26 protein-coding genes are annotated in these 25,804 nt (G+C 34.8%); 11 read left to right on the top strand and 15 right to left on the bottom strand.

Features of this window, described 5'->3' with window-relative positions:
* Positions 1–52 precede the first annotated feature (52 nt).
* On the bottom strand, positions 53–637 hold the full coding sequence (locus LOK78_RS05555; RefSeq protein WP_166959182.1) for a hypothetical protein: 585 nt from the start codon (positions 635–637) through the stop codon (positions 53–55).
* A gap of 220 nt (positions 638–857) precedes the next feature.
* On the opposite strand from LOK78_RS05555, the gene LOK78_RS05550 reads away from it, so the two are divergent.
* Positions 858–1,571, top strand: a complete 714-nt coding sequence (locus tag LOK78_RS05550; RefSeq protein ID WP_232634225.1) for a DUF4197 domain-containing protein — start codon at positions 858–860, stop codon at positions 1,569–1,571.
* A gap of 37 nt (positions 1,572–1,608) precedes the next feature.
* Here LOK78_RS05550 and LOK78_RS05545 read toward each other — a convergent pair whose 3' ends face one another.
* A complete protein-coding gene (locus LOK78_RS05545) occupies positions 1,609–2,115 on the bottom strand; it encodes a hypothetical protein (protein WP_232634223.1) in 507 nt (168 codons plus the stop codon).
* A 263-nt stretch (positions 2,116–2,378) separates the two neighbouring features.
* On the opposite strand from LOK78_RS05545, the gene LOK78_RS05540 reads away from it, so the two are divergent.
* Positions 2,379–2,591, top strand: coding sequence for a Lacal_2735 family protein (locus tag LOK78_RS05540; protein WP_053972263.1), 213 nt, complete (start codon positions 2,379–2,381; stop codon positions 2,589–2,591).
* Positions 2,592–2,664: 73 nt separating this feature from the next.
* Positions 2,665–2,895: a Lacal_2735 family protein gene (locus LOK78_RS16805; protein ID WP_157492149.1), complete on the top strand. Its 231-nt coding sequence runs from the start codon at positions 2,665–2,667 to the stop codon at positions 2,893–2,895.
* Here LOK78_RS16805 and LOK78_RS05535 read toward each other — a convergent pair.
* Genes LOK78_RS05535 through prfA form a run of 3 tightly spaced genes read right to left on the bottom strand, consistent with a single transcriptional unit; the run spans position 2,864 to position 5,587 of the window.
* Complete coding sequence (locus LOK78_RS05535) at positions 2,864–3,655, bottom strand: ABC transporter substrate-binding protein (protein ID WP_232634221.1); 792 nt, start codon at positions 3,653–3,655, stop codon at positions 2,864–2,866. The genes LOK78_RS16805 and LOK78_RS05535 overlap by 32 nt on opposite strands.
* The gene (gene pyrF, locus LOK78_RS05530; RefSeq protein WP_232634220.1) at positions 3,655–4,473 is read right to left on the bottom strand and encodes an orotidine-5'-phosphate decarboxylase; all 819 of its coding nucleotides are present in this window, start codon (positions 4,471–4,473) and stop codon (positions 3,655–3,657) included. Before pyrF ends, LOK78_RS05535 begins: the two co-directional genes overlap by 1 nt.
* A gap of 37 nt (positions 4,474–4,510) precedes the next feature.
* Positions 4,511–5,587, bottom strand: coding sequence for a peptide chain release factor 1 (gene prfA / locus LOK78_RS05525; RefSeq protein ID WP_053972260.1), 1,077 nt, complete (start codon positions 5,585–5,587; stop codon positions 4,511–4,513).
* A 115-nt stretch (positions 5,588–5,702) separates the two neighbouring features.
* Here prfA and LOK78_RS05520 point away from each other — a divergent pair, with 115 nt between their 5' ends.
* On the top strand, positions 5,703–6,938 hold the full coding sequence (locus tag LOK78_RS05520) for an acyloxyacyl hydrolase (protein ID WP_232634219.1): 1,236 nt from the start codon (positions 5,703–5,705) through the stop codon (positions 6,936–6,938).
* A 310-nt stretch (positions 6,939–7,248) separates the two neighbouring features.
* Positions 7,249–7,899 (top strand): ATP-binding cassette domain-containing protein, encoded by a 651-nt coding sequence (locus LOK78_RS05515; protein ID WP_232634217.1) that lies wholly within the window; start codon positions 7,249–7,251, stop codon positions 7,897–7,899.
* A gap of 48 nt (positions 7,900–7,947) precedes the next feature.
* Here LOK78_RS05515 and LOK78_RS05510 read toward each other — a convergent pair whose 3' ends face one another.
* The 4 genes from LOK78_RS05510 to LOK78_RS05495 form a co-directional block, all read right to left on the bottom strand.
* The gene (locus tag LOK78_RS05510) at positions 7,948–10,497 is read right to left on the bottom strand and encodes an adenosylcobalamin-dependent ribonucleoside-diphosphate reductase (protein WP_232634216.1); all 2,550 of its coding nucleotides are present in this window, start codon (positions 10,495–10,497) and stop codon (positions 7,948–7,950) included.
* A gap of 228 nt (positions 10,498–10,725) precedes the next feature.
* Positions 10,726–11,694: a DUF3078 domain-containing protein gene (locus LOK78_RS05505; RefSeq protein ID WP_232634214.1), complete on the bottom strand. Its 969-nt coding sequence runs from the start codon at positions 11,692–11,694 to the stop codon at positions 10,726–10,728.
* A gap of 4 nt (positions 11,695–11,698) precedes the next feature.
* Entirely contained in the window at positions 11,699–12,877 is a 1,179-nt protein-coding gene (locus LOK78_RS05500) for an AIR synthase related protein (RefSeq protein WP_232394499.1), read from the bottom strand.
* 507 nt (positions 12,878–13,384) lie between these two features.
* The gene (locus LOK78_RS05495) at positions 13,385–15,571 is read right to left on the bottom strand and encodes a glutamine synthetase III family protein (RefSeq protein WP_232634212.1); all 2,187 of its coding nucleotides are present in this window, start codon (positions 15,569–15,571) and stop codon (positions 13,385–13,387) included.
* Between the two features lie 254 nt (positions 15,572–15,825).
* On the opposite strand from LOK78_RS05495, the gene LOK78_RS05490 reads away from it, so the two are divergent.
* Entirely contained in the window at positions 15,826–16,839 is a 1,014-nt protein-coding gene (locus tag LOK78_RS05490; protein ID WP_053972252.1) for a glutamine synthetase beta-grasp domain-containing protein, read from the top strand.
* An 81-nt stretch (positions 16,840–16,920) separates the two neighbouring features.
* On the opposite strand, the gene LOK78_RS05485 is transcribed toward LOK78_RS05490, so the two are convergent.
* Positions 16,921–17,871, bottom strand: a complete 951-nt coding sequence (locus tag LOK78_RS05485; protein ID WP_232394501.1) for a calcium/sodium antiporter — start codon at positions 17,869–17,871, stop codon at positions 16,921–16,923.
* A gap of 399 nt (positions 17,872–18,270) precedes the next feature.
* Here LOK78_RS05485 and LOK78_RS05480 point away from each other — a divergent pair, with 399 nt between their 5' ends.
* From LOK78_RS05480 to LOK78_RS05460, 5 genes are all read left to right on the top strand, one after another.
* On the top strand, positions 18,271–18,630 hold the full coding sequence (locus LOK78_RS05480) for a BlaI/MecI/CopY family transcriptional regulator (RefSeq protein ID WP_053972250.1): 360 nt from the start codon (positions 18,271–18,273) through the stop codon (positions 18,628–18,630).
* Position 18,631: 1 nt separating this feature from the next.
* A complete protein-coding gene (locus tag LOK78_RS05475; protein WP_232634210.1) occupies positions 18,632–19,534 on the top strand; it encodes a M56 family metallopeptidase in 903 nt (300 codons plus the stop codon).
* A gap of 12 nt (positions 19,535–19,546) precedes the next feature.
* Entirely contained in the window at positions 19,547–20,185 is a 639-nt protein-coding gene (locus LOK78_RS05470; RefSeq protein WP_232634209.1) for a hypothetical protein, read from the top strand.
* Positions 20,186–20,410: 225 nt separating this feature from the next.
* Entirely contained in the window at positions 20,411–20,818 is a 408-nt protein-coding gene (locus LOK78_RS05465; RefSeq protein WP_232634207.1) for a hypothetical protein, read from the top strand.
* A gap of 521 nt (positions 20,819–21,339) precedes the next feature.
* Positions 21,340–21,492 (top strand): SsrA-binding protein, encoded by a 153-nt coding sequence (locus LOK78_RS05460; protein WP_232634206.1) that lies wholly within the window; start codon positions 21,340–21,342, stop codon positions 21,490–21,492.
* Between the two features lie 55 nt (positions 21,493–21,547).
* Here the strand turns inward: LOK78_RS05460 and LOK78_RS05455 are convergent, their stop codons facing one another.
* The 5 genes from LOK78_RS05455 to LOK78_RS05435 all read right to left on the bottom strand — a co-directional run bounded on the left by LOK78_RS05455 (position 21,548) and on the right by LOK78_RS05435 (position 25,770).
* A complete protein-coding gene (locus tag LOK78_RS05455) occupies positions 21,548–21,964 on the bottom strand; it encodes a YeeE/YedE family protein (protein WP_053972563.1) in 417 nt (138 codons plus the stop codon).
* Between the two features lie 6 nt (positions 21,965–21,970).
* Positions 21,971–22,528, bottom strand: coding sequence for a YeeE/YedE family protein (locus LOK78_RS05450; RefSeq protein WP_232634204.1), 558 nt, complete (start codon positions 22,526–22,528; stop codon positions 21,971–21,973).
* Between the two features lie 85 nt (positions 22,529–22,613).
* Complete coding sequence (cydB, locus tag LOK78_RS05445; protein WP_232634202.1) at positions 22,614–23,690, bottom strand: cytochrome d ubiquinol oxidase subunit II; 1,077 nt, start codon at positions 23,688–23,690, stop codon at positions 22,614–22,616.
* Between the two features lie 2 nt (positions 23,691–23,692).
* Positions 23,693–25,024: a cytochrome ubiquinol oxidase subunit I gene (locus LOK78_RS05440; RefSeq protein WP_053972245.1), complete on the bottom strand. Its 1,332-nt coding sequence runs from the start codon at positions 25,022–25,024 to the stop codon at positions 23,693–23,695.
* 149 nt (positions 25,025–25,173) lie between these two features.
* Positions 25,174–25,770: a class I SAM-dependent methyltransferase gene (locus LOK78_RS05435; RefSeq protein WP_232634200.1), complete on the bottom strand. Its 597-nt coding sequence runs from the start codon at positions 25,768–25,770 to the stop codon at positions 25,174–25,176.
* Between the last annotated feature and the right edge of the window lie 34 nt (positions 25,771–25,804).

Below are 25,804 nucleotides of genomic sequence, written 5' to 3'. Positions count from 1 at the left end.
CTACTTTAAATATTCTAAAAAAATAGATTAAAAAAATGGGATATAAAATAAGTTAATTGATATGCTGATTGCTTAACCCGTCCTCCAATAGTTTCTGAAATGCTGGATATGAGTGATTATGACGGATAAAAATTTGTTGGACCGCTCTTATAAATGGTAAAACTTTAAATAAGATTGGACCATTTTCTGAGGATTCCAAAAGTTCCTTCTGCCAGACCAAAAACAGCTCATTGAATAACTCTTTATGCGCCTCATAATTATTTTCAATCTGGAACAGCATACTTCTGGAATAACTCTTAAACAATAACGGCATATTAATGATGCGATTAAAAAAACATTTGGTTTGCTCAGCAATTTCCAATTCACTGTTCATGGTTCTAACTATGAAATCGTTCCTTTTCCTACCTTTAGTAGTCACCAATAGCAAAAAGGCACTAACAATCAAATCATCATGTGGTACTTCACTTCTGTAATAAAAATCAACTCCTATATTAGTATTGATAATCATGACATTTCTTTTTAGCAAATCCTTTAAAAAATGTTGTAACGTAAAAACATCTTTTGGTGTAACCAACAATTGACGTTTGTAGGCCTTATCAGAAATGCTAATTATTTTTAAATGAAAATGAGGTGTCATAACTTTTATCGAATTACTAAATTTAAAAATAAAAAGCGATATAATTAAACATTTATCAAAATACGACCTTGTTTTTATCTATTTTGATAATTATTTAATGTGAAATTGGCACTCCTTCTTAAATTATTACGCCTAGGCACACGGGTAACAAACCAATAATTCGCAATGAAGTTGATTGGCAATTAGTATCTTTACTCTCAAATTTAACCTCAAAATACGAATGAAAACAAAACTTCTAGCCCTTTGCTTAACCTTTACTATTTTTAGTTGTGCCGAATTGCAAGATGTAGTCAACAACCTTCCAGACACCACTCAAACTCCCGGTATAGGAAATTCAGAAATTGCTGCTGGCTTAAGACAAGCCTTAGATAAAGGCATACAAGAACAAGTAAGCAAACTCACTCAAACAGATGGTTTTTATAAAAATGACATGGTCAAAATTTTGCTTCCTGATGAATTGAAAAAAGTTGACAAAACATTAAGAGACATAGGCCTAGGTAATCTAGCTGATGAAGGTTTAAAACTTTTGAATAGAGCTGCTGAAGATGCCGTTAGTGAAGCCACCCCTATATTTGTTGATGCGGTAAAAGGAATCACCTTTAATGACGCTAAAAACATTTTACTAGGATCTGACAATGCCGCCACCCTTTACCTTGAAAATAAAACACAGGTAGCTCTATATGAGAAGTTCCATCCGGTTATCAATAAGTCTTTTTCCAAAGTAGGAGCAGACCAAATTTGGGCTACCTTAATTCAGAAATATAATTCAGTTCCATTTACTGATGACGTAAATCCAGACTTAACCGATTATGTGACTACCGAAGCACTTCAAGGTGTCTACAAAATGATTGCTGTTGAAGAAAAGGACATCAGAAACAATATAGGATCCAGATCCACCGATCTGCTGAGAAAAGTATTTGCTCTACAGGATTAAATCTGAAATCATAGACCACAGAACCGAATAGCGTAAGTTATTCGGTTTTTTTATATAAACCGTCAAACGCGATCTTAGGATCTTTTCCTTCTGTAAAGGTTTGCCAAAACTGCCTTACGGTTCCATCGGGATTATTAGTCCAAGTAATTTGATGATAGCTCTTTCTACCTTCTTGATCCATAAACCCATCTGATTTTAAAATCATTTGATTTCCATTCAAACCGCCTCTTAAATGTAATTGCCCGCCTTGATTATCAATCCATAATTGTTCCCACTGGTCAGTTGAAGCATTATAAAAACTGTAACTACTACCCGTAAAATTACCTTTAGCACTTTTCCAGTTTTCTTGAAGCGCACATCCATCCTGAACTTTAACAATTCTATTTGAACCTGCCTTTGTGCCATCTGTTTTATAAACCTGCCAATTTCCTACCCAAAAATCAAAGGCCAGATGGTTTTCTGCGCAACAACCACAATTTGGTTCTGTTTGAGCAGAAAGCTGCAAACCGATAAAAACAAACACAAGAATAACTAATCTACTCATAATCTATCATTTACAGTTAAAACTATTTAATTACAATTAATAAAAAGCTAATATTAACATAACATTAGACTTGAATTTTTACAACATCTTTGCACTACGCTATCAAGGCGTCACTTCACCATAAAATTTGAATTAGTAAGAGTTAGTTAGTTTAAGGAATCGGGTCAAGTCCTTTGACCCGATTTTTTTATCAACAATTACCAAATTTAACTTGCTGTTTTACAAGTTTTTAAATATATTTAAAATTCTAACGCGTTGTTACAATGAAAAATCTCACAAAAATTAGGACAACCCAATCTCGACTACTTAAACGCTACAAACAACTTATGGAGCAGGCTTATAATTTTCGAGAAACGGATTCAGCTTTGAGTGATATTTCGGAGTATGATGCTATCAAGCTTTTAAATAAAATAAATCGATTAAAATACCTTCACATCGATGAAGTTACAAGCATACCTCCCCCCTTGAATAATTAATATAATTTTAACCTTTTAAATACGTCTAACACACTTTAATTAACGTAATTACATATAAAATTTAATCCTTTATATGAAATCACATTTTTGTAGAGTTGGCCGAAGAACAGTAAGCCCTCTAAGCAATAACAATTTAGACGAATTGAAAAAAAATCACGACAATATGGTGGAGCAAGCATATAGTACTATGCATACCGATTCTAGCCTAAGTGATTTACTTTTTCATGAAGCGTCAAAAATTAAGAAGAAAATTTTGAGCCTTAAGAATGACCTTAATGCTTCAAATCTAGATGCAGCGTTTTAAAGTATTTAAACGCATATTGCAATCTAGATCCGTACCAGGAAAAAAATTCGCCATCAGCAAGGACTATTTGGGCATTGGGGAAATTTTTTCTTAATAAGTTTTTATGCTCTATATTGAAGGGGTAAGGCTCCGAAGAGAGTAGTACCAAATTAACCTCGTCATACACTTCATTCAACACCACCTCTGGATATCTATCCAATGATTTGAAATAATTTTCAAAATGATTTAGCTGCAACATGGCATCTATAAAAGTTTGGTTAGCTGCAACCATCCAAGGATCTTTCCAAATAAAATAAGCAACCTTTTTTGAGGGCTTCACATCCACCCAATTAGTAAATTTTTGATACTCATTTGTAATTTTTGAAATAAGATCTTGCGCCATTGTCTGAACTTGAAAGACATCTTGATACATCTCTATTAATTCAAACACATCCTCCAAATTGAATATATCACTTAAATGTACTGGAGCAATTTGTACCAGTTCCTGAATCATTTCAAGTGTATTCTCTTCTTTGTTACACAAAATTATATCTGGCTGAAGGGACTTTATTTTTTCAAAATCCACTTGTTTAGTTCCTCCCACAACAGCCACTTCCTTTCTTATGTGCCCCGGGTGTACACAAAATTTTGTAACACCAACCAATTGACTTTCTAGTCCCAAGTCACAAATAAGCTCTGTAATACTTGGCACTAAGGATATGATTCTAGTTGGAGATTTGGAAAAGTATAGTTTTCTATTTAGTTGGTCTCTAAACTCCATTATAGATTTTCCAGAAAAGACTTCATTTGCCTTTGTAATTCTTGCGCTTTTTGACCCGCAACTTCTGCAAAATCCGCTTTATTGGAAGCATATATAATTCCTCTGGATGAATTGACCAACAAGCCGCAGTCTTTGTTCATTCCATATTTACAAACATCTTCCAAACTTCCACCTTGGGCACCAACTCCTGGCACCAATAAAAAGCTTTCTGGAACAATTTGCCTGATCTCCTTTAGATATTCTGCTTTGGTTGCTCCCACTACATACATCAAATTTTGAGCATTCTCATAAGATTTAGACGTTTCCAAAACATGTTTATAAAGCTCTGTACCATCAATTTTTTTAGTCTGAAAGTCGAATGCTCCTTCGTTGGAAGTCAAGGCTAACAAAATGGTGTGTTTATCTGCAAAGGATAAAAAAGGCTCAACAGAATCTTTCCCCATATAAGGTGCTATTGTCACACTATCAAATCCTAAGTCTTCAAAAAAGGCTTTAGCATACATCTTACTTGTGTTTCCAATATCTCCTCTTTTAGCATCAGCTATCGTAAAAACCTCTGGATACTTATCATTGATATAGTCTATGGTCTTTTTCAAAGATTGCCACCCTTTGATTCCATAGGATTCAAAAAAAGCAATATTAGGCTTATAAGCCACAGCCAAATGATGGGTTGCATCAATAATAGCCTTATTAAATGAGAAAATGGGATCTTCCTCCTTCAATAAAAATTCTGGGATTTTGTTTAAATCGACATCCAATCCAACACATAGAAAGGATTTCTTTTTTTTGATTTGCTCAATGAGTTGTTGCGTAGTCATAATCAGTTATAAAAAAAGCCCCGTTAGAGGCTTTTCATTAAATAGTTTCATCACTTGCTTTCAATTTCTGAGTGTTTTCAGCAAGCATTAATTCATCTATAATTTTTTGAATGTCGCCATTCATAATATTTTGTAAGTCGTATAAAGTCAAACCAATTCTGTGATCTGTTACTCGTCCTTGAGGGTAGTTATAAGTTCTAATTTTAGCACTTCTATCACCAGAACTTACCATACTTCCTCTTTTGGCTGCTTCTTCCTCCTGCTTCTTAGCCAATTCCATATCATACAATCTGGAACGTAATACACGGAAGGCCTTCTCTTTGTTTTTGTGCTGCGATTTTTGATCTTGACATTGTGCTACCAACCCAGTTGGAATGTGAGTCAATCTTACCGCTGAATAAGTGGTATTTACCGATTGTCCACCAGGACCAGACGAACAGAAATAATCAATTCGCACATCCTTTGGATCAATTTCCACATCAAACTCTTCTGCCTCAGGAAAAACCATACATGTAGCTGCACTGGTATGAACCCTTCCCTGAGTTTCTGTTTGAGGAACACGTTGTACACGGTGCACACCTGCCTCAAATTTTAAAGTGCCATAGACATCCTCACCGTTTACTTCAAACTGAATTTCTTTGAATCCACCATTGGTTCCTTCACTAAAATCCACGGTACTTACTGACCAACCTTTGCTTTCACAATATTTGGTATACATTCTGAACAAATCACCTGCAAAAATACTTGCTTCATCACCTCCGGTTCCTGCACGTAACTCAACCACCGCATTTTTAGAATCTTCAGGGTCTTTTGGAATTAAAAGAAACCTAATTTCATCTTCCAGAACTGGAATCTGTTCCTTGGCTTCATCATATTGCATTTTGGCCATTTCAACCATTTCAGCATCACTACCATCAGAAATAATTTCTTCAGCTTCTTCCAATCTATCTAAAACCTGCTTGTACTCATCACGCTTGTCAACTAGTACTTTCAGGTCTTTATACTCTTTATTTAACTCAACATAACGTTTTTGATCTGCAATAATATCAGGCTGAATGATTAAATCACTCACCTCATCAAAACGCTGTTTAACTATGTTTAATTTATCTAACATACAGATACCTCGAATTAGGCTGCGAAATTACGAAAAAATAGTTTAAGCCAAATGTTCGTATTTAGGAGTTGTCATTATTTTTTATATTCGCCTAAAACCAATTATTTAACACCTATTGAAACTCCTTAGACTACTATTATTTTGCCCCTTCCTCATCCTTGCACAAACACCAAACACCTCTTACCTGACTCCTGAAATTCAGTTAGGAAAAACTCTGGAGGCCAATGATGGTTTTCCCAATACCCAGCTCCAAAAAAGCTTTTTTTTAAGCTGGGGAAATTATAATAATCACAGGGATCAAGAATGGGTTTACAGACTCAACCAACCAAAAACAGGAGTTACTTTAGGTCTCATTGACTTTGGAAATAGCGAAGCTATTGGCACGGGTTTATCTGCTATGACTTTCATTGACTTTTCATTGAACAAATCCAAAAAACTAAGATTAAAGATGGGCTTAGGCGCATCCTATTTTAACAAACAATATGACAGCATCCACAACCCAATGAATAGAGCTATAAGCACCAATTTTACCTGGTCTTTCAATTCCTTTCTCTACTATCACATACATCAATCTGAAAATATAGACTATAACTTAGGCCTAGGATATTACCACCATTCTAACGGGCACACCAAACTGCCCAACCAAGGCTTAAATTCCCTATTAGTGAGTTTCTCTGGAGATATTAGATGGCAACACATAAACCAAACCGAGGAACCAATAACTAATGATTTTAAGAGAAATAGCTATAGATACTTTTCGAGTGCCTTTGGTCTGGGTTGGAACACCTTATCAAATAAATTCAATTCCACCAAAAATGTTTACAACCTGACTCTTTCTTATGGTAAGGTGATCAATAGAACCTTCAAGTTTGGTTTTGGAGCTTATTATAGATTCTATGAACATTATTATGACTATATTAAAAATGAAGAAACACTAATATTAGAGGAATATCCACAATTTAAAGACAATCCTTATGGATATGCTACTAATATTGGTCTATTAGGAAAAGGTGAATTACTTCTGAATCATTTTGGCTTAGAATTTCAAATTGGATTAAATATTTACAAACCTTTTTACTCGATTGATTGGAAACTAAACCAAGGTTATACTTATGAAAGACCTACAGAAAATGGACCTATAACCGTTGAAGTTCTGGGTGAACTCGACTGGTATTATGAAGTAAAACGAACGATCTCCAGTAAAATGGGAATCAATTATTACTTCATTGGAACTGATAAAACACCCAAACACAATTTTTTTATTGGTGCCCACATCAATGCTAATTTAGGTCAAGCAGATTTCACTGAATTTTCAGCTGGATATGTTTACAGTTTTCATTTTAGAAAATAAAACTTTTATCTAGTCGTTTTTAATACATGAATCAATTGGGAGCCATACTACTTTTCTATAAACCCTATGTTTTATGGTCTTTCGCCATTAATACTTTATTACTGGCCTACAATCCGGATATCATCCCTCTCATTTTCACTAAATTCTTTCTTGTTCTTTTGTTGTGGTTCATCATTAAGGAATCCCATGCCAGAAAAAAACTCGTTTTTTACAAAAACTTAGGCATAGGCACTTTCAAATTATTCTCCACTTTATTTTTCATAGACATTTTCGTTTCCTTAACTTTCATCTTGACTTTAAAAGTATTTATATGATTCTGGAAGTTGATAATGTTGAATTATCATTTAACAAAAAAACCATTCTTAACAGCGTCTATTTTAAGGCAGAACAAGGGAAAATTACTAGTTTGATTGGTAAAAACGGCTCTGGTAAAAGTTGCTTGCTTGAAATCATTTTTGGTTCGTTACAACCTAAATACAAACTAATAAGAATAAACAAAAAACCCTTTTTAAAGCCTTTACACTTATACAAGAATAAAGTTGGCTTTCTACCCCAACACCAAATTAGCCCAAGTAGGTTAAAAATTAAATCAATTTTCAAGTTGTTTGGAGTTTCACTAAACCAATTTATGATTGACTTTGAGAGCTTTAATAAATACAGAAACTCAAGAATCAATGAGCTTTCAAGTGGCGAGATTAGAATTCTTGAAACGTATGTGATTTTAAAAAGCCCGATGGATATTATTTTGCTGGACGAACCCTTTTCTTATCTAGCCCCCATAGCCGTTATTAAATTAAAGGAATTAATAAAAGAAGAAAAGGAGAAAAAAATCATCATTCTCACTGACCACCAATACCGAGAGGTCTTAGATATTTCAGACACCTGTTACTTTTTAAGTCAAGGAGGAACAAAATTGATTTCTTCTGAAAAGGATCTACAAAACCAAAATTATATATCATAAAAAAAGCGCTTCGTTATCGAAGCGCTTTTCATTTGAATTAGCCTTGGCTTAACCACATTTGGAGGACCCACAATCTGTACAGGTCAAACATCCTTCTTGGTAAACCAATTTATCTGAATTACAATTACTACATCTTCCTTTGGCTTGTGTACCATCTTCCACAAAACGCTTCAAAGCTCTTACAACACCATTTTTCCACGTATTAATTGACTCGTTATCCAATTGCAAACTATTAATCAAGTCTACAATCTTGTCAATTGGCATACCGTGTCTCAAGGTACTTGAAATCAGTTTTGCATAGTTCCAAAACTCAGGATTAAATTTATGGCTTAGGCCTTCAATGGTAGTTTTGTAACCTCTCTTATTCTTGTATTGGAAATCGTAACGAGAAGTTCCATCTTCATTTCTATTTTTGATGATTAATCCATCGGTAGCCCAACGAGGAATCAGGATGCCATCTTCATCATCAGCTAGCCCGGTGAAAATTTCATATGGCTTACCATCAATCAAACCAATAAATGCAATCCACTTTTCCTTATTGTTTTGGAATCTTACCACATCAGCTTCTAAAACCTGTGGACGTTTCGTTGGGAAAGCAGTCAATGTTTCTTGATCTTCTTCCTTTTTCTCTTCATTAGTAATCAAAACTCCAGAACGAGATCCATCACGATAAACAGTCACACCTTTACAACCAACTTCCCATGCTTTTAGATACAAATCTCCTACCAAGTCCTCTGAAACATCATTTGGTAAATTAATGGTCACACTAATGGAGTGATCTACCCATTTTTGCACCGCTCCTTGCATGCTCACCTTACTTAACCAATCCACATCATTTGAGGTAGCCTTATAATAAGGAGATTTCTTCACTAAAGCATCTAATTCTGACTGTGTATAATTTTTATCGGTATCAATACCGTTAACTCTCATCCACTCCTTGAACCTGTGATGGAAAACCACGTACTCTTCCCAAGAATCACCTACTTCATCAACAAAATCAACTCGAACACCTTTGTCGTTAGGGTTCACTTTACGACGACGTTTATAAACAGGAAGAAAAACAGGCTCGATTCCAGAAGATGTTTGAGTCATTAAACTTGTTGTTCCCGTAGGAGCAATCGTTAACAACGCAATATTTCTACGACCATATTCCATCATTTCATAATAAAGCTTTTCATCAGCTTCCTTCAATCTTAAGATGAATGGGTTATCTTTTTCACGTTCGGCATCAAAAATTGAAAAAGCACCACGCTCTTTAGCTGTATAAACAGACCCACGATATGCTGCTATAGCCAAAGTTTTATGGACTTCAACAGAAAAAGCATTTCCTTCCTCAGACCCGTATCTGATACCTAAAGCCGCCAACATATCGCCTTCAGCCGTAATCCCTATTCCAGTTCTTCTTCCCTCATAGGCCTTTTGACGAATGTTCAACCAAAGGTTTTTCTCCACAGATTTAATTTCCTCATTCTCAGGATCGGCATCAATTTTAGCTAAAATAGCATCTATTTTCTCCAATTCCAGATCAATAATATCATCCATCATTCTTTGAGCAAATCCTACATGCTTTTTGAACAATTCAAAATTGAATTTAGCTTTATCTGTAAACGGGTTTTCTACATAAGATAACAAATTGATAGCCAATAAACGGCAAGAATCATAAGGACACAATGGAATTTCACCACAAGGATTTGTGGAAACCGTTTTATAACCTAAATCAGCATAGCAATCGGGCACAGACTCTTTGGCAATGGTATCCCAAAACAAAATACCAGGTTCTGCAGATCTCCATGCATTATGCACTATCTTTTTCCAAATACCATTGGCGTCAATCGTTTTTGAAAATTGAGGTGATTCACTGAAAATTGGATATTTTTGCGTGTATTCGCTACCATTTTTAACCGCTTTCATAAAATCATCATCGATACGCACAGACACATTGGCTCCTGTGACTTTCCCTTGCTCTAATTTGGCATCAATAAAATCTTCTGAATCTGGATGGTTAATAGATATAGATAACATCAATGCGCCTCGACGTCCATCTTGGGCCACTTCTCTGGTAGAATTGGAATAACGCTCCATAAAAGGAACAATCCCCGTTGAAGTCAACGCAGAATTCTTCACATGACTCCCCTTTGGTCTAATATGAGACAAATCATGCCCTACACCACCGCGACGCTTCATCAATTGAACCTGTTCTTGGTCAATTTTCATAATCCCACCATAAGAATCAGAATCTCCATTATTGCCTATCACAAAACAGTTGGATAATGATGCAATTTGGTATGGATTACCAATACCCGCCATAGGGCTTCCTTGAGGAACGATATACTTAAATTCCTTAATCAAATCAAACACCTCATCTTCCGTCAATGGATTGGGATATTTTGCCTCAACTCTTGCAAGTTCTTTTGCAATTCTGCGATGCATATCATCTGGGGTTAATTCATAAATATGCCCTTCAGAATCTTTGAGAGCATACTTATTCACCCAAACCCTTGCAGCTAAATCATCTCCTTTAAAATATTTGAGGGATGCTTCAAATGCTTCTTCTGGTGTATAAGTCTTCTTAGACACGCCAACTGTATCTGTCTTCATTTAGTAATAGTTTGTTTGGATTAATATGAGTATTGAACAAATCGAATTTCGATATGTGAACTTACTAAAAATTTAAAACACAACACATGATAAATATCAGAAAGTTATCAAGATAAATGTGTTAATTTATTAATTATCAATAAGTTATTTATTTATCAACATAAAAAAGTTGACAAATTTTTATTTTTTGTTTAAAATTAATTTGGATGTTTTTTTTGGAAATACGAACTAAAAATCTACTACTACTCCTAGTCCTAAAATTTGTTTCCACTGAATTCTAGCTCCTTTCTCCACCAAATCCCCATCCTCAGCTTCTTCAAGGATTTTAATATCATCATCATACTTGAGGTGTGATGCCAAAGTGGCCCGTACGTAGTTATTCACTTTACAATCTAGACTAACCTGCCAATCTACATCTACATTTCCAAAGTTATTGATGTAATCTGTATAAAGGCTAATCCCATTCTTGAGATAGATATTGTAGAAAATCTGTGATTCATAAGCGCTTGTAAACAAAATCCCTAATTCACGCCTCACTTTTTGACCTCTTCGGATTAGGTTACCCTCTTCATCGTAAACAGCTGGATCAACACCAAAAGACCCCAAATTTGCCAAACGCTCATCTAAAACGAAGGTTGACTTGAGGGTTAAGGGTGAAAAATACATTGAAAACTTTTCTATATTCTTGCCATATTCCATACCGCCCCCAAGGAATAAATAACCTGGAGCCATAAATCTAGAAATAGCATTTTCGGTATCTGGATAATTATAACCATTGGAAAACTGGGACTTAAAATTGAATCGTGCAGAGAAATACCAATTACTTAAGGTATCCCTTCGATACCCTAAGTTTGACGTGATATCCATTAAATCATCAGTCTTTCTTAACGTTTGCTCCTCCTGCTTATTAACACCATATCGTGCTGTTGCTACGTTAACCCATGTTAAGTTCTTCGTCTCATACTTCAGTGAGCTTTCAAACCCTAGCAACCCAGAAATAGAGTTGGTACCCCCTGCATTCCAATTCACAAATGCCACTTGAGTTATATCAACACCAGCCTTGTTTTTAAGTGTCCAAAGTGGCTCATCAGTCTTCAGCTTTTCTTTTTCAAAAAAAAGGGAGTCCGGTTGCCCCACCATATTTTTCGAACAAAGAACAACCAAAAGGAGAATAAGTCCTTTAACAAATTTCTGCATTCAATCAATAATTAAATTCTCCAAATTCACTTTTGATAGTTAATTTTTTGACTTCAGAAGCCTCCACTCTACCAATGATTTGAGCATTAACGTTAAATGATTTTGAAATTGCTATAATATCATCTGCAATCTCTGGCTTCACATACAATTCCATTCTGTGCCCACAGTTAAATACTTGGTACATTTCTTTCCAGTCGGTATTAGACTGCTCCTGTATCAATTTAAACAACGGCGGAACCGGAAACATATTATCTTTTACAATATGAAGATTCTCAACGAAATGAAGTATTTTAGTTTGAGCTCCACCACTACAATGCACCATTCCATGCAGAGATTCTTTATCGTATTTAGAAAGAATAGCTTTTATTATTGGAGCATAAGTTCTGGTAGGCGACAAAACCAATTTACCTGCATCGATTGGCGAACTTTCGACAGCATCGGTCAATTTCACACCTCCAGAATATATCAACTCTTCCGGAACAGAAGGATCAAAACTTTCAGGGTACTTCTTCATTAAATAATTATGAAACACATCATGACGCGCAGATGTCAACCCATTACTACCCATACCACCATTATATCCTTTTTCATAAGTAGCTTGACCGAATGATTCCAGCCCCACAATCACATCGCCTTCATTAATATTTGAATTATCTATAACAGCATTTCTTTTTATTCGAGCAGTTACTGTTGAATCCACAATAATCGTCCTAACTAAATCCCCTACATCAGCAGTTTCTCCACCCGTAGAATGTATGGTTACTCCAAACTCCTTCAACTCAGAAATAAGTTCCTCTGTACCATTTATTATGGCAGATATCACTTCTCCAGGAATCAAATTTTTGTTTCTCCCTATCGTTGAGGAGAGCATAATGTTATCAGTAGCCCCAACACATAGAAGGTCATCCACGTTCATTATTAAAGCATCTTGAGCAATTCCTTTCCAAACGGACAAATCCCCAGTCTCCTTCCAATACATATAAGCCAAAGAGCTCTTAGTTCCAGCACCATCTGCATGCATAACCAAACAATAATCATCATCATTGGTTAAATAATCTGGAACAATTTTACAGAAAGCCTTAGGAAACAATCCTTTATCAATATTTTTAATGGCATTGTGAACATCCTCCTTTGAAGCCGAAACACCTCTCTGAGAATATCTTTTGCTTACTTCTTCACTCATAAGTTTGGTTTGAAATGCAAAAGTAATAATTGTAATTTATTTAACGCTGAAGAATCGTTTTGGAATTTTTTCAAAATGATAGAATCTGAAACCAAAATAGAATTGGATCCTAATCCCTCTTCCCTCTCAAGAATAAAAATAAAAAAAAGATCTATCGCCCATAATAGCAACAGATCCTCGTCTCTTAAATTTGGAACATAAGAATATTATTTTCCTTGCATTTGTTCCAAGTGAATTTCGTCTAAATTTGATTTCGCAACTTTCTTATCAACTGACCTCTGAGAAAAAATCAAGGTTGCAGCCATAAGCATAAGAACACTTACAATAAGCCTTTTCATGTTAAAATTAAGAATTGATTAATAGCAGTACTAAAGTACAAATAAATATCCTATGATATTTGTCATACTTTCCCTTTTCGTTAATCGCACATGAAATTAAGATGAAATGCAACGCTCAAAAAAAACCCGTAAAAAATACGGGTTTATAACATTAAAAAAACACCAAAGCTTATTTGGTAAATAGTAGTTCTCTATACTTGGTAAGAGGCCAAAGCTCATCATCAACTTCAAGCTCCAATTTATCACAATGGTATCTTATCTCCGTTAAGTAAGGCTTAACATTTTCGCAATAACCATGGGCCTTTTTATCAAGATCACTCAATTGATTCAACGTTTTTCGTTCCTCAATCATTTTAGTGACATTGGAATTGATTGCTGCGATATGTGATGATATATCTTCAATAAGACTTAATTGCTCGTTCGCTAATTTTTTATAATCCTTTCCATATATCTCCTTTAGTCCTCTCACGTTTTCTATAAGCAAATTTTGATATCTAACTGCCGTGGGGACCACATGATTTCTTGCAATATCACCCAGCACTCTACTTTCTATTTGAAGTCTCATGATATATTCTTCAACTTCAATCTCATACCTTGCCTTAGACTCCACTTCATTCATGACACCAAGATCTTTAAACAACTTGATGGCTTCCTTGGAAATCTTAACCTTTAAGGCTTCGGGAGTTGTCTTATTATTGCTTAAACCACGTTTGTGCGCTTCCTTTTCCCAAGCTTCACTGTACCCATTACCCTCAAACAAAATGTTACGGGATTTTTTGATATACTCTCTTAATATATTAAATATCGCCTCATCCTTTTTTAGGTTTTTCTTAGCGATAAGCTTATCAACTTCCCCTTTAAAATCGATTAATTGTCTGGCAACAATCGTATTTAAAACAGTCATCGGACTGGCACAATTTGATTTTGAACCTACAGCTCTGAACTCAAATTTATTCCCTGTAAATGCGAAAGGGGAAGTCCGATTCCTATCTGTATTATCTAATAAAATTTCAGGAATCTTTCCAACAACATTCAATTTAAGATCTGTTTTTTCCTCCGGTGAAAGTTTTCCAGAAGTAACATTCTCCAATTCATCCAACACCTTAGTCAATTGCTCACCTATAAAAACAGAAATAATGGCAGGAGGCGCTTCATTGGCCCCCAAACGATGGTCATTGCTGGCCGAGGCTATAGAAGCCCTAAGCAACTCTTCATAATCATAGACCGCCTTTATGGTATTTATAAAGAAGGCGAGAAATTGCAAGTTACTCATTGGTGTTTTACCTGGACCAAGCAAATTAACTCCAGTATCTGTACTTAAACTCCAATTGTTATGCTTTCCTGAACCATTAACTCCTGCAAACGGCTTTTCGTGAAGCAAAACTTTAAAATTATGACGCTCTGCCACTTTCTCCATGACATCCATTAAAAGGGAATTATGATCGACAGCCAAATTAGCTTCTTCATAAATTGGAGCCAATTCAAATTGGTTAGGTGCCACTTCATTATGCCTGGTCTTTACCGGGATACCCAACAACATACACTGATGCTCTAAATCACGCATATAAGCCATCGCTCTATTGGGAATAGTACCAAAATAATGATCATCTAATTGCTGCCCTTTTGCAGCAGAATGCCCTAACAAGGTTCTTCCGGTTTGCACTATATCTGGTCTGGATGCTGCCAAACCACTATCAATAAGAAAATACTCCTGCTCCCAACCTAGGGAAGCATTTACTTTCTTTACATTTTTATCAAAATATTTACAAACCTCTACCGCAGCATTATCCACAGCTTGAAGTGCTCTTAAAAGCGGGGTTTTATAATCTAAAGCTTCACCTGTGTATGCTACAAATACGGTAGGTATACAAAGCGTTGTTCCATAAATAAAAGCGGGAGAAGTAGGATCCCAAGCAGTATAACCTCTCGCCTCAAAAGTGTTTCTTATACCTCCATTTGGAAAACTAGAAGCATCAGGTTCTTGTTGAACCAACTGTCCGCCACCAAATTTCTCTATTGCCTGCCCCCCGCCTATTGGCTCAAAAAAGGCATCATGCTTCTCTGCTGTAGATCCCGTCAACGGTTGAAACCAATGGGTGTAATGCGTTGCTCCCTTTGATATTGCCCATTCCTTCATTCCTGTAGCAATATGCTCTGATACTACCCTATCAATTTTAGCCCCCTTCCTAATAGCGTCCATAACACTAGTATAAGCCTCTTTAGTCAGATACTGAAGCATGGAGTGCTCGTTAAATACGTGGTTACCAAAAATTGAAGACCTACGCTCATCTTCAGAGACACTTAATGGTCTTTTATTAATAGCTTCTTTTAAAGCATGAAATCTTAAAGTTGACATATAGAAAAATTATAATTCTGATTACAATATTAAAAGCTAAGAAATTACGAAAAAAACAGATTAAGACATAATTATTAACAAATATTCACCCGAAGCCTATCAAAATTAAAATTTATCAAACATACCCCCATCTTTCATAGGGCACACTAAAAAGAAATGTAAAATTTATCAAAAACCACCCTTCATAAATAGCAGATAAGTTAAAATAACATATATTTGCCCCATTATTGAATTATCAAAAATTAATTTAAAAAATGGCAAAATCTAAACTTGAGTATATTTGGTTAGATGGTTACTATCCAACTCAAAACATGAGAAGTAAAACCAAAGTTGAAGATGACTTTAGCGGGAAGTTGGAAGACTGCCCAATTTGGTCATTTGATGGAAGTTCTACTAAACAAGCAGAAGGCGGGTCATCTGACTGTCTTTTAAAACCGGTTGCAATTTATCCAGATCCTGCAAGAAGAAATGGATACTTAGTAATGACAGAAGTTTTAAACGCTGACGGAACTCCTCACGAATCAAATGGAAGAGCTACTATTGACGATGATGATAATGATTTTTGGTTCGGTTTTGAACAGGAATACTTCATCATGGATAAGAAAACACAATTGCCATTAGGATTTCCAGTAGGTGGATATCCAGGACCACAGGGATTATATTATTGCTCTGTAGGGGGGTTAAACACCCACGGAAGAGCCTTTGTTGAAGAACATGCTGATTTATGTATAGATGCTGGATTAAACTTCGAGGGAATTAACCAAGAAGTTGCTTCAGGACAATGGGAATTCCAATTGTTTGCGAAAGGAGCTAAGAAAGCAGGAGATGAAATTTGGATTGCCCGTTACTTACTTGACCGCTTAACTGAAAAATACGGGTATTATATTGAATACCATCCAAAACCTGTTAAAGGAGACTGGAATGGTTCTGGAATGCACGCGAACTTCTCTAATTCAGTATTGAGAACATGTGGAGACAAAGAAACCTACATGAAAATTTGCGAAGCTTTCAGACCAGTAACTAAAGAACATATTGAAGTTTATGGTGAGTTTAACGACCAACGTTTAACTGGAAAACACGAAACCGCTTCAATTAACGATTTCAGTTATGGCGTATCAGATAGAGGAGCTTCTATAAGAATTCCTATTATCACTGTAGAAAAAGGATGGAAAGGATGGTTAGAAGACCGTCGTCCAGCTTCTAATGGTGATCCTTATAAAATTGCAGGTAGAATTGTTAAAACAGTTAAATCTGCTATTTTAGACTAGACTGCCTCATTAATTTGTTCATAATAAAAAAGCTTACGGTATCGTAAGCTTTTTTTATTTTAAATACTTCTACAAACAAACTTATTTTATAGCCATATAAACAAATAAAATGTAGGCTCCTAATAGAACAAAACCCTTATACCTATAAATTTCAAATCGACGCGGGATATATACCATAGGTAATAGTACAGCAGCAATTCCTATCATCCAAAAGATATTAGTGGATAGAATTTCAGGAGTTGCAGGATTAACTTGAATTGGTTTAATGATAGCTGTTAGCCCCAAAACAGAACAAATATTAAAAATATTGGACCCTATCAAATTACCAAGTGATATAGCCTTTTCCTTTTTCAATGCCGCAATCACCGATGCCGCTAGTTCTGGAACACTCGTACCAATAGCAATCACCGTAACTGAAATAGCATATTCAGAGACCCCTAGCGCTAAGGCCAATTCCTTGGCTCCAAAAACCAACCATTCACTACCAAAATATAATGCCAAAGCACCTATCAACAACCACATAAATATTTTAAAGCCAGACACTTCTTTTAAAGCATCGTCTACTTCTTCCAAATTAATTGTCAAAGTCTTTCGGGAATCCCTTATCAGAATGATTAAAAATAGGATCAAAACAGCCATAAAAAATACTCCCTCCCATTTGCTCAATAACTGATCGTTTTTTAGAAAAACATAAAGCAACAGAGACATTATCATCATCATGGGCCAATTTAATTTGAAAAAACTGCGATCTACTATCAAGGGCGAAATTATCGCTGTCACTCCTAAAACTAACCCAATATTGGCTATATTAGAACCTATAACATTCCCCAAAGAAATATCTGAAGATCCATCCAAGGCTGCCTGAAGACTCACCAACAATTCTGGCGCTGAAGTTGCAAACGACACAACAGTCATCCCGATGACCAGTTTAGACAATTTCAGCTTAAAAGATAGTGCGACTGACGACCTTACCAAAAATTCTCCTCCAACAACTAAAAGTAAAAGCCCTAAAAGCACCCAGACAAAACTCATATTACATTTTTGTGCGAAGATAGACAACAGGAATTTCTTTTCACAATGGAACCAGAAAAAGGTAGAATTGAGTACTTTTTAAAATCATATTAATATTCTTTCACAGTATTTAACAATTAAGGTCATTTTCGACCTAAAGTCATGTTAAACTTTTACAGAAATCAAACTTCCGTTGTAATTTTGAATAAGAAATTTAAATAAGATTACAATATACTACATGACCATGTAGTTGTTTTCATAAATAGTTAGTTAGTTAAGAGTTAAAAACGTGCCGATGGCACGTTTTTTTTTACTCTTTCTTGAAAAAACTAAAAAAATAGTTAAAAAACTACAATTTTAGTTGTATAACTATTTTTTTAGTTATATGTTTGAATCAGAACAGTCAAATTTTAGATCGTTATGCAAAAGCTCACAAACAAAGAGGAAGAAATCATGCACATTTTATGGAGGCTTGAAAAAGCCTTTGTAAAGGATGTTTTAGCTGAAATTCATGACGACAAGCCACACTACAACACCCTTTCCACTATAATTAGAAACTTAGAAGATAAGGGTTATGTAACCTATAATGCCTATGGGAAGACTCACCAATACTACCCTATCGTTTCTAAAGAGGATTACAAAAAGAAATTCATGAACACGGCCATTGAAAGCTTTTTCAATAATTCTTATAAAAATGTCGTATCCTTTTTTGCCAAAGAAGAGAAAATAAGTGTAGAGGAGCTTAAGGAAATAATCGATTTAATCGAAAATAAGAAATGATATGGAATATTTCATTAAGGCTTCGAGCATTTTAACCATTTTCTATTTGGTTTATTTCTTATTCCTAAAACAGGAAACTTTCTTCCAAAGCAATCGGTTATTTTTGCTGACTGGGATTATATGTGCAATCATTTTACCTAATATTCTCATTCCTATTTATGTTGAAATAGAGCCTCAAACAATAAATTCAGACTTACCACAAGGCGTTTTGATTGAACCTACTGAAATCACCTCAAAGTTCGATTGGCTTATTCTTATTCCTTATACCTATTTCACTATTACCATCGTTTTATTGGGTAAATTTTTAATAGAGATTACCTCAATTTTTGGTCTTATAAAACGGGGGGATGTAAGAGATTCTGAAGATTTCAAAATGGTAGAGACCATTGATCCCATTTCACCCTTCTCCTTTTTTAAATGGATTTTTTACCATCCAAAACAATTTCACCTTAGTGAACTCAAGTTAATCATAAACCACGAAAAGGCTCACGCAAAACAATACCACTCCCTAGATGTCCTATTTATGGAACTGACATGTATTATATTCTGGTTTAATCCTATTTCATGGATTTACAAAAAATCGCTAAAACAAAATTTGGAGTTTATAGCTGATAAGGAAACGCAAAAATCATCTCAATGTCAAAAAACCTATCAAAGGTTACTTTTAAAAACAAGTCTCAAAAATCATCACATGGCCCTGGCCAACCCTTTTTATAATTCATTAATCAAAAAACGAATAGTTATGTTACAAAAATCAAAGTCAAGTAAAATTAAGGCATGGAAATACATCCTTATTCTTCCCCTTTTAGCAGGGTTTCTTATGAGCTTTAATACCAAGGAGGTGTTTCTAACCAAGAAGACAGAACCTACTAGTACCAATCAAATAACAGTGAGGGCTTCATGAACCACTCAAGAATTGAATAAGATAGAGGGTATGTTCACCAACAAGAATTTACAATTTAAATTTACAGATCTTACAAGAAATTCAAATCAGCTTATTGAAACGATTTCTATCAGCACAAAAAAGTTTAATGATTCAAAATTTACCAAACGCCTAACTATTAACAAACAAGATAATGCAGAAGGGATTGCTTCCTTTAATATTTCAAAACAGGGTGATGGCGATGACATTTTATTTCAATTAGCAGACAATAAACGTTTTCCCCAATCGAATCCAACTGTGCTTTTGGGAGAAAGAACCATAGGAATGTTAAAAGAAGTGGAAAAAGAGGAAAAGATGTTAGGAGACTCTCCACTTTACATTGTTAATGGAAAACCTTTAAAAACATACCAAATTCCCTCCAAACAATTTACTGTAGACAGCTCCATCACACTTATGCCAAAAAAAGAAGCTATTAAAACCTACGGTAATCAAGCGAAGGATGGTGCAATCATTTTTAATGGAAAGGTTTCCTTTGACCAAAGTAAAACCATCACAGAAATAATTATTAATAAGGATTTCACGGAAGCAGACTTGGTCAAGGTCAAGAATGATTTCAAAAAGGAAGGTATTGAAATTAAATTCAAAGGAATTAAGCGTAACGAACCAGGTTAAATAATAGCAATTAAAATAACGGCCAAGGGAACCAATTTAAGCGCCAATTATCAAATATCAACAAGTACTCCCATAAACCCAATCGTTATTCAATACAATTCAGATGGCAACAAAATATCAATCGGTAATTGGAAACAAAAAGAAAAGGGAGAACCTATATATGTTATAAGAAAGCCTCAGGATGACACGGTAGAAATCAAGGTTGATGGAATTAGAGAAAGCGATATGATCTTTATAGATGAAGATGGAGAAAAACAAACAGTCAAAGTTGCGGGTACAACTAAATTTCGAAAAAAAGATTCACAAGAAATAATTGAAATCAAAACCGATAAAGATGGAAAAGTGTCAAAGAATGTTTGGGTTACCAAATCTGAAGATCAACCTATGATTTGGACCTCTGATGAAGATGTAAAGATTGAAATTGACTCAGAAAAATCTGGTGATTTTTTCTTCGCTAGTCCATCAAATGCAAATCCGCTTTACTTAATCAACGGAAAGGAAGTCTCGAAAGAGGATGTCTCGAAAATGGATAAGGAGAAAATTGAATCTATTGATGTACTCAAAGGCGAAAAAGCCATAGAAACATACGGTGATAAGGCCAAAGATGGTGTCATAAGCATTAAAACGAAGTAAAGAAAATAAAATTCATTTATTTAAAACCAGCTAAATTTAGCTGGTTTTTTGCTTTCAATGCGATTCTTTCTCTTTCCTAAACAACTACTGTTTTCTTCACATAGAAAGATGAAGTACACCCAAAACCATTCAAAATGTGTCCATTTTTAGAACATAGAACCAAAAAACCATCAAAAATCACCTAGAAAAGTTACAAAACAAAACTTAAAGAACGAATTTAAACTATATTTTGAAATCATCTTCAAGAGATTAAAGTTTCATTTTGAAATAAAAAACACCTAAAACACTTTTAAATCAGAAATCAATTTCATCAATTTCAAGCAAAACATTTGGAGAAAATTATTCGGTCATTGTATATTGAAAAAACAATTAAACTATTAACTTTTAAAACCTCAAAATTATGATCGCTATTGCTTTGTATCTCATTGACCTTATTTGTTCAATGTTCTAAAAATGTCTCTGTAAAACTTAGTTCTAGAATAAGTTTTACTATTTTTAAACATTACAGAGTATTACGAAACATGAAATCCAGGTTTTTTAAGTTTTTAGCTTCAATAAATAGGTACGTCTTACCAAGTTTCACCAAACAAAAATTAGATCTTGCAAAAGCTAAAAAATGGCAATTAGCCATTATTGGGTGGCGAGCTTATGTGACCAAACAAGCCTTAGATTAAAAAAAAAACCACGAAAAGATTCCGTGGTTCATCGCTATTAATAATTACCTAGTTCTTAGTGTGGTAATTTATTTCTTAATAATCCGTAAACATAAGTTCCTAAAAGAGCAGATACGATCACTACCAAGATTGGCAGAAACCCTGCTCCCAATAAAGTAAACATAGGACCTGGACAGGCTCCTGCAAGTCCCCATCCCAGTCCAAAAATAATGCCTCCTATTAAATAGCGGCTAATACTCATGTCCTTAGGCGAAAAGCTAATTTCCTTTCCAGTTGTATCTTTTATATGTTTTCTTTTAATGACTTGAACCATAACTACGCCTATAGCCAATGCAGATCCAATTATACCATACATATGGAAAGCATCAAATTGAAACATTTCATAAATTCTAAACCATGAAGCCGCTTCTGATTTAAACATGGTAATTCCAAACAGCATTCCTATCACCAAATATGTTATTGTTTTCTTCATCATAATTTAAAATATTAATGGGAATAATAAATGCACCATTACCAAACCTCCAATAAAGAAGCCTATAACAGCAATTAATGAAGGTAGTTGTAAATTACTCAAACCCGAAATAGCATGACCCGAAGTACATCCACCTGCATATCTTGATCCAAATCCAATAAGAAAACCTCCAATAATCAATAATGACAAGATTTTAAAATTTGATAAAACAGATAAATCAAACATTTCTGAAGGCAAATAAGAAGAGCCCGCACTGTCAAAACCCAACTCCTTTAAAGAAGCAATAGAATTAGCACTGATATCAACTGCTGTGGAGTTAGATAAATAATGAGAGGCAATAAAACCTCCAATGATTGTACCTACAACCACCAACAAATTCCAACGTTGCTTCTTCCAGTCAAAACAAAAGAACTCGCAATTCTTATCTGCACCACATATGGTACATAAAGTTCTCAAGTTAGAAGACATTCCAAATTCCTTTCCGACTTTTAAAAGTAGAAACATCACAAACGCTATTAATGGCCCAGACACATACCAAGGCCATGGCTCCAAAATAAAATCCATAATTTTATTCAAATTAATTATTGTACAAAGTAACGGCAATATAAGCCTATTGTATGTAACATTTGTTACTTAATCACCCAAAAACTTAGTGTTCTCCATAGCTCACATGATCCATCTTACCTTTAAAAACCTTGTATTGAATGAAAAAATAAACTGCGACTAATAGAATAGCAACAGCAAACCACTTAATCCCTACTGACAACCCATAATCATCGGCTGCCATATTGTAAATAGTTAATGAGGGGTTTAAAGAATTGGTAGATGGCAACAAGTTTGGAAAGATGGAAGCCGCAGTTGATGCAAAACCACCAACAAGAAATAACGTTGAGAAAATAAGTCCTGTACCGTCCTTCTTAAAGCTTCTAATACGAAACAATCCAAATAGCCCGACAACCATTAAAACTGGAAACACCCATAAATATGGGTTCTTTATAAAATTATCAAATGGATTTGGTTCAATAATATGCCATGTTAAAACAGAAACAATTACCAAAGCCATTAGAATAAAGTTCAAAATAAATATGGCCTTTCTTAATTTCTTATTCAAAGAAGAATTGGTTTTAAAAATGATCCAATTGGCTCCATGGATGGTTAAAATAACAACTGCAATTATACCCAGAAGAATGGTAAACCAATCTATAATACCCAGATGCACCGCTTTCGGACTAAAAGTAGGATTCCATAATGGCAGAAAAAAATAATGAGGTTCATGTGCAGACACTCCATTTTCAACCATTCCCAAGTTCACACCTCTTACCACATTTCCTAGAGCTATCCCAAAAAACAATGCCAACAATAAACTTGAGATACCAAATGCCTTATCCCAGATACTTTCCCACATTTTATTGTGAACTTGCCCTCTCAATTCCAAACCAACGGCTCTAAAAATTAACAACCATAAAATCATCATTAAGGGCAAATAAAAACCACTGAATGAAGAGGCATACAATGTAGGGAAAGCAAAAAACAAAACACCCCCAGAAGCAATCAACCAGACCTCATTAGCATCCCAAAATGGACCTATAGATTTAGTAATTGCTTTTTTATCTTCCTCTGATTTTGCGAAAAACAAATGAATAATACCAGCTCCAAAGTCATAACCATCTAAAACCACATATATGGCTAACATAAACATAAGTACGATATACCAAAATAATTCCATAATTACGATTTTACGGGATGTGGCCCTTTATAAATAATTTTCCCCACTAAAATTAAAAACAACATTCCTAACAGTAAATAAAGGCCGATAAACCCTAAAAGCGTAAACAAGGTATTCCCTGAAGACACTGTTGGTGAGGCCCCTTCTGAGGTTCTCAGTAAATTATAGACCAACCATGGTTGTCTACCCAGTTCTGCCGTATACCAACCTGTAGTATTGGCGATATACGGAAATGGAACCATAAACAATAGCGCCCATAATAACTTTTTGGTTTGAAATAGTTTCTTTCGCTTCAACTGTATAAAAGCTAAAAGCATTAACCCAATAAAAATGGTTCCCAGCCCCACCATAATGTGGTAAGAATAATACAATCCAGGAATATTGGTTGGATACAAATCGGCATCAAATTCATTTAATCCTTTAATTTCAGCATCCCACTTTTGATAGGTCAAAAAGCTTAATATGTTAGGAACCGCAATTTTATTGTCTAACTTCTTATCTAAGATATTAGGTTGTCCTATAAGGATTATTTCAGAACCCCCATCTTCTGTTTCAAAAATACCTTCCATAGCAGCAAAGGTTACCGGTTGATGTTCCACCACATTTTTAGCTGCTAAATCTCCAGTAGGAAATGCTACCAAAATTGTTGAAATCAAACCAAAAATAATGCCCGTTTTTAGGAATAATTTTCCAAACTCAAGATGTTTATTATTCAAAATATAGAAGGCTCCAACAGCAGTCACTACAAAGGAACTAGTCACTACAGAAGCAGCTTGATTATGTAAAAATGAGGGCCACAACCAAGGATTTGAAAATAGTGCTGAAAAATTGTTCAAAACAAACTTTCCGTTTTCTAGAATCTCATACCCCACTGGATATTGCATCCAGGAATGAGTGGCAATGATAAGGAAACCGCTTGCCCAAGAGCCAAGAAAAACCAAAAAACCAGTTACAAAATGAAGTTTATGGCCTAAAAGTTTTTCTCCAAAAAGAAACAAACCAAGAAAAGAAGATTCCAAGAAAAAGGAAAACATCCCCTCCATGGCTAAGGTTTGTCCTATAATACCTCCAGTTAGTTCCGAAAATTTAGCCCAATTGGTTCCAAATTGAAATTCCATTGGGATTCCTGTCACCACTCCCATAGCAAAATTAAGAGCAAAAATTTTCATCCAAAACTTGGCGGCATCATTGTACTTCTCTAAATGAGACCGAAGATATTTCCATTTAAAGTAGACAATCATTAAAGACAGTCCCATGGTAAGTTGTGGAAATAAATAATGGAAGGTTATTGTGAACGCAAATTGCATTCGATCGTAGAAAAGCATATCCTCCATAAAGGCAATTAATTTTAGCTTATCAAATTTAAGAATTTAACTAAGGAACACAGCCATAAATACCAATAATAAAACTTCATTTCTAGCTGTAATTAAAAATTTAACACAAGTGATTTTTAGTAAAAAAACTCTAACTATCATTTCATACTTCAAAAGGCTTTTTTTGCAAAAAACCTGATGACTGAGGCTTCACCTTGATGATATTCACCCTCATCAAGAATAATAAAATCTTTTCTCAATTCTAAAAATTCCAGACCATCAAAATAGTCCTTTACCTCATCCGGTGAGAACAACATATCTTTATCTTTCGGTCCACCGGAACTAAAATTCAATTGTTCTTTTGAAAAACCCTCAAAAATCACATGCCCCCCTGGCTTCAAAAATTTCAATAGGTTTTGGAATACTTGTTTTTGGATGGATACAGGAAAATGAGTAAAACTAAATCCTATCACATCAAACAGCGTCTCTGATTCAAAATCTAGAGCATCGCAGACTTGATAATTAAATTCCACCCCATTCTTCGCAGCCAATTCAAGTGCTTTCTTCCTTCCTACTTCACTGTAATCAAAGGCCGTAACCTCCCAATATTGTAATGCGGCATAAACCGCATTTCTACCTTGACCTTCGGCAGGTAATAGAAGGCTTCCCTGATTTAAATCCCGCAACTTTTCCTTAAAATATTCATTGGGCCTTGTGCCATAGGTATACTCCTCTTCTTGATATCTGTTATTCCAAAAGTCTTTCATACTTAAATATCGTTAAAAGAGAAGAGATGGATTC

It is taken from the genome of Mangrovimonas futianensis (assembly GCF_021245805.1).
GTDB lineage: Bacteria > Bacteroidota > Bacteroidia > Flavobacteriales > Flavobacteriaceae > Mangrovimonas > Mangrovimonas futianensis.
The sequence above is the reverse complement of the archived record's forward strand: the minus strand, read 5'-3'. Positions and strand labels throughout refer to the sequence as shown.

Coding starts and splice junctions, on each gene's coding strand:
- LOK78_RS05545 (WP_232634223.1), bottom strand. CDS start 2,115: ATGAGTAGATTAGTTATTCTTGTGTTTGTTTTTATCGGTTTGCAGCTT.
- LOK78_RS05540 (WP_053972263.1), top strand. CDS start 2,379: ATGAAAAATCTCACAAAAATTAGGACAACCCAATCTCGACTACTTAAA.
- pyrF (WP_232634220.1), bottom strand. CDS start 4,473: ATGACTACGCAACAACTCATTGAGCAAATCAAAAAAAAGAAATCCTTT.
- LOK78_RS05500 (WP_232394499.1), bottom strand. CDS start 12,877: ATGAGTGAAGAAGTAAGCAAAAGATATTCTCAGAGAGGTGTTTCGGCT.
- LOK78_RS05450 (WP_232634204.1), bottom strand. CDS start 22,528: ATGGATTTTATTTTGGAGCCATGGCCTTGGTATGTGTCTGGGCCATTA.
- LOK78_RS05465 (WP_232634207.1), top strand. CDS start 20,411: ATGATCTTTATAGATGAAGATGGAGAAAAACAAACAGTCAAAGTTGCG.
- LOK78_RS05485 (WP_232394501.1), bottom strand. CDS start 17,871: ATGAGTTTTGTCTGGGTGCTTTTAGGGCTTTTACTTTTAGTTGTTGGA.
- LOK78_RS05480 (WP_053972250.1), top strand. CDS start 18,271: ATGCAAAAGCTCACAAACAAAGAGGAAGAAATCATGCACATTTTATGG.
- LOK78_RS05535 (WP_232634221.1), bottom strand. CDS start 3,655: ATGGAGTTTAGAGACCAACTAAATAGAAAACTATACTTTTCCAAATCT.
- LOK78_RS05440 (WP_053972245.1), bottom strand. CDS start 25,024: ATGGAGGATATGCTTTTCTACGATCGAATGCAATTTGCGTTCACAATA.
- LOK78_RS05475 (WP_232634210.1), top strand. CDS start 18,632: ATGGAATATTTCATTAAGGCTTCGAGCATTTTAACCATTTTCTATTTG.
- LOK78_RS05435 (WP_232634200.1), bottom strand. CDS start 25,770: ATGAAAGACTTTTGGAATAACAGATATCAAGAAGAGGAGTATACCTAT.
- LOK78_RS05455 (WP_053972563.1), bottom strand. CDS start 21,964: ATGAAGAAAACAATAACATATTTGGTGATAGGAATGCTGTTTGGAATT.
- LOK78_RS05490 (WP_053972252.1), top strand. CDS start 15,826: ATGGCAAAATCTAAACTTGAGTATATTTGGTTAGATGGTTACTATCCA.
- LOK78_RS05460 (WP_232634206.1), top strand. CDS start 21,340: ATGAAATCCAGGTTTTTTAAGTTTTTAGCTTCAATAAATAGGTACGTC.
- cydB (WP_232634202.1), bottom strand. CDS start 23,690: ATGGAATTATTTTGGTATATCGTACTTATGTTTATGTTAGCCATATAT.
- LOK78_RS05495 (WP_232634212.1), bottom strand. CDS start 15,571: ATGTCAACTTTAAGATTTCATGCTTTAAAAGAAGCTATTAATAAAAGA.
- LOK78_RS16805 (WP_157492149.1), top strand. CDS start 2,665: ATGAAATCACATTTTTGTAGAGTTGGCCGAAGAACAGTAAGCCCTCTA.
- LOK78_RS05550 (WP_232634225.1), top strand. CDS start 858: ATGAAAACAAAACTTCTAGCCCTTTGCTTAACCTTTACTATTTTTAGT.
- prfA (WP_053972260.1), bottom strand. CDS start 5,587: ATGTTAGATAAATTAAACATAGTTAAACAGCGTTTTGATGAGGTGAGT.
- LOK78_RS05515 (WP_232634217.1), top strand. CDS start 7,249: ATGATTCTGGAAGTTGATAATGTTGAATTATCATTTAACAAAAAAACC.
- LOK78_RS05505 (WP_232634214.1), bottom strand. CDS start 11,694: ATGCAGAAATTTGTTAAAGGACTTATTCTCCTTTTGGTTGTTCTTTGT.
- LOK78_RS05510 (WP_232634216.1), bottom strand. CDS start 10,497: ATGAAGACAGATACAGTTGGCGTGTCTAAGAAGACTTATACACCAGAA.
- LOK78_RS05555 (WP_166959182.1), bottom strand. CDS start 637: ATGACACCTCATTTTCATTTAAAAATAATTAGCATTTCTGATAAGGCC.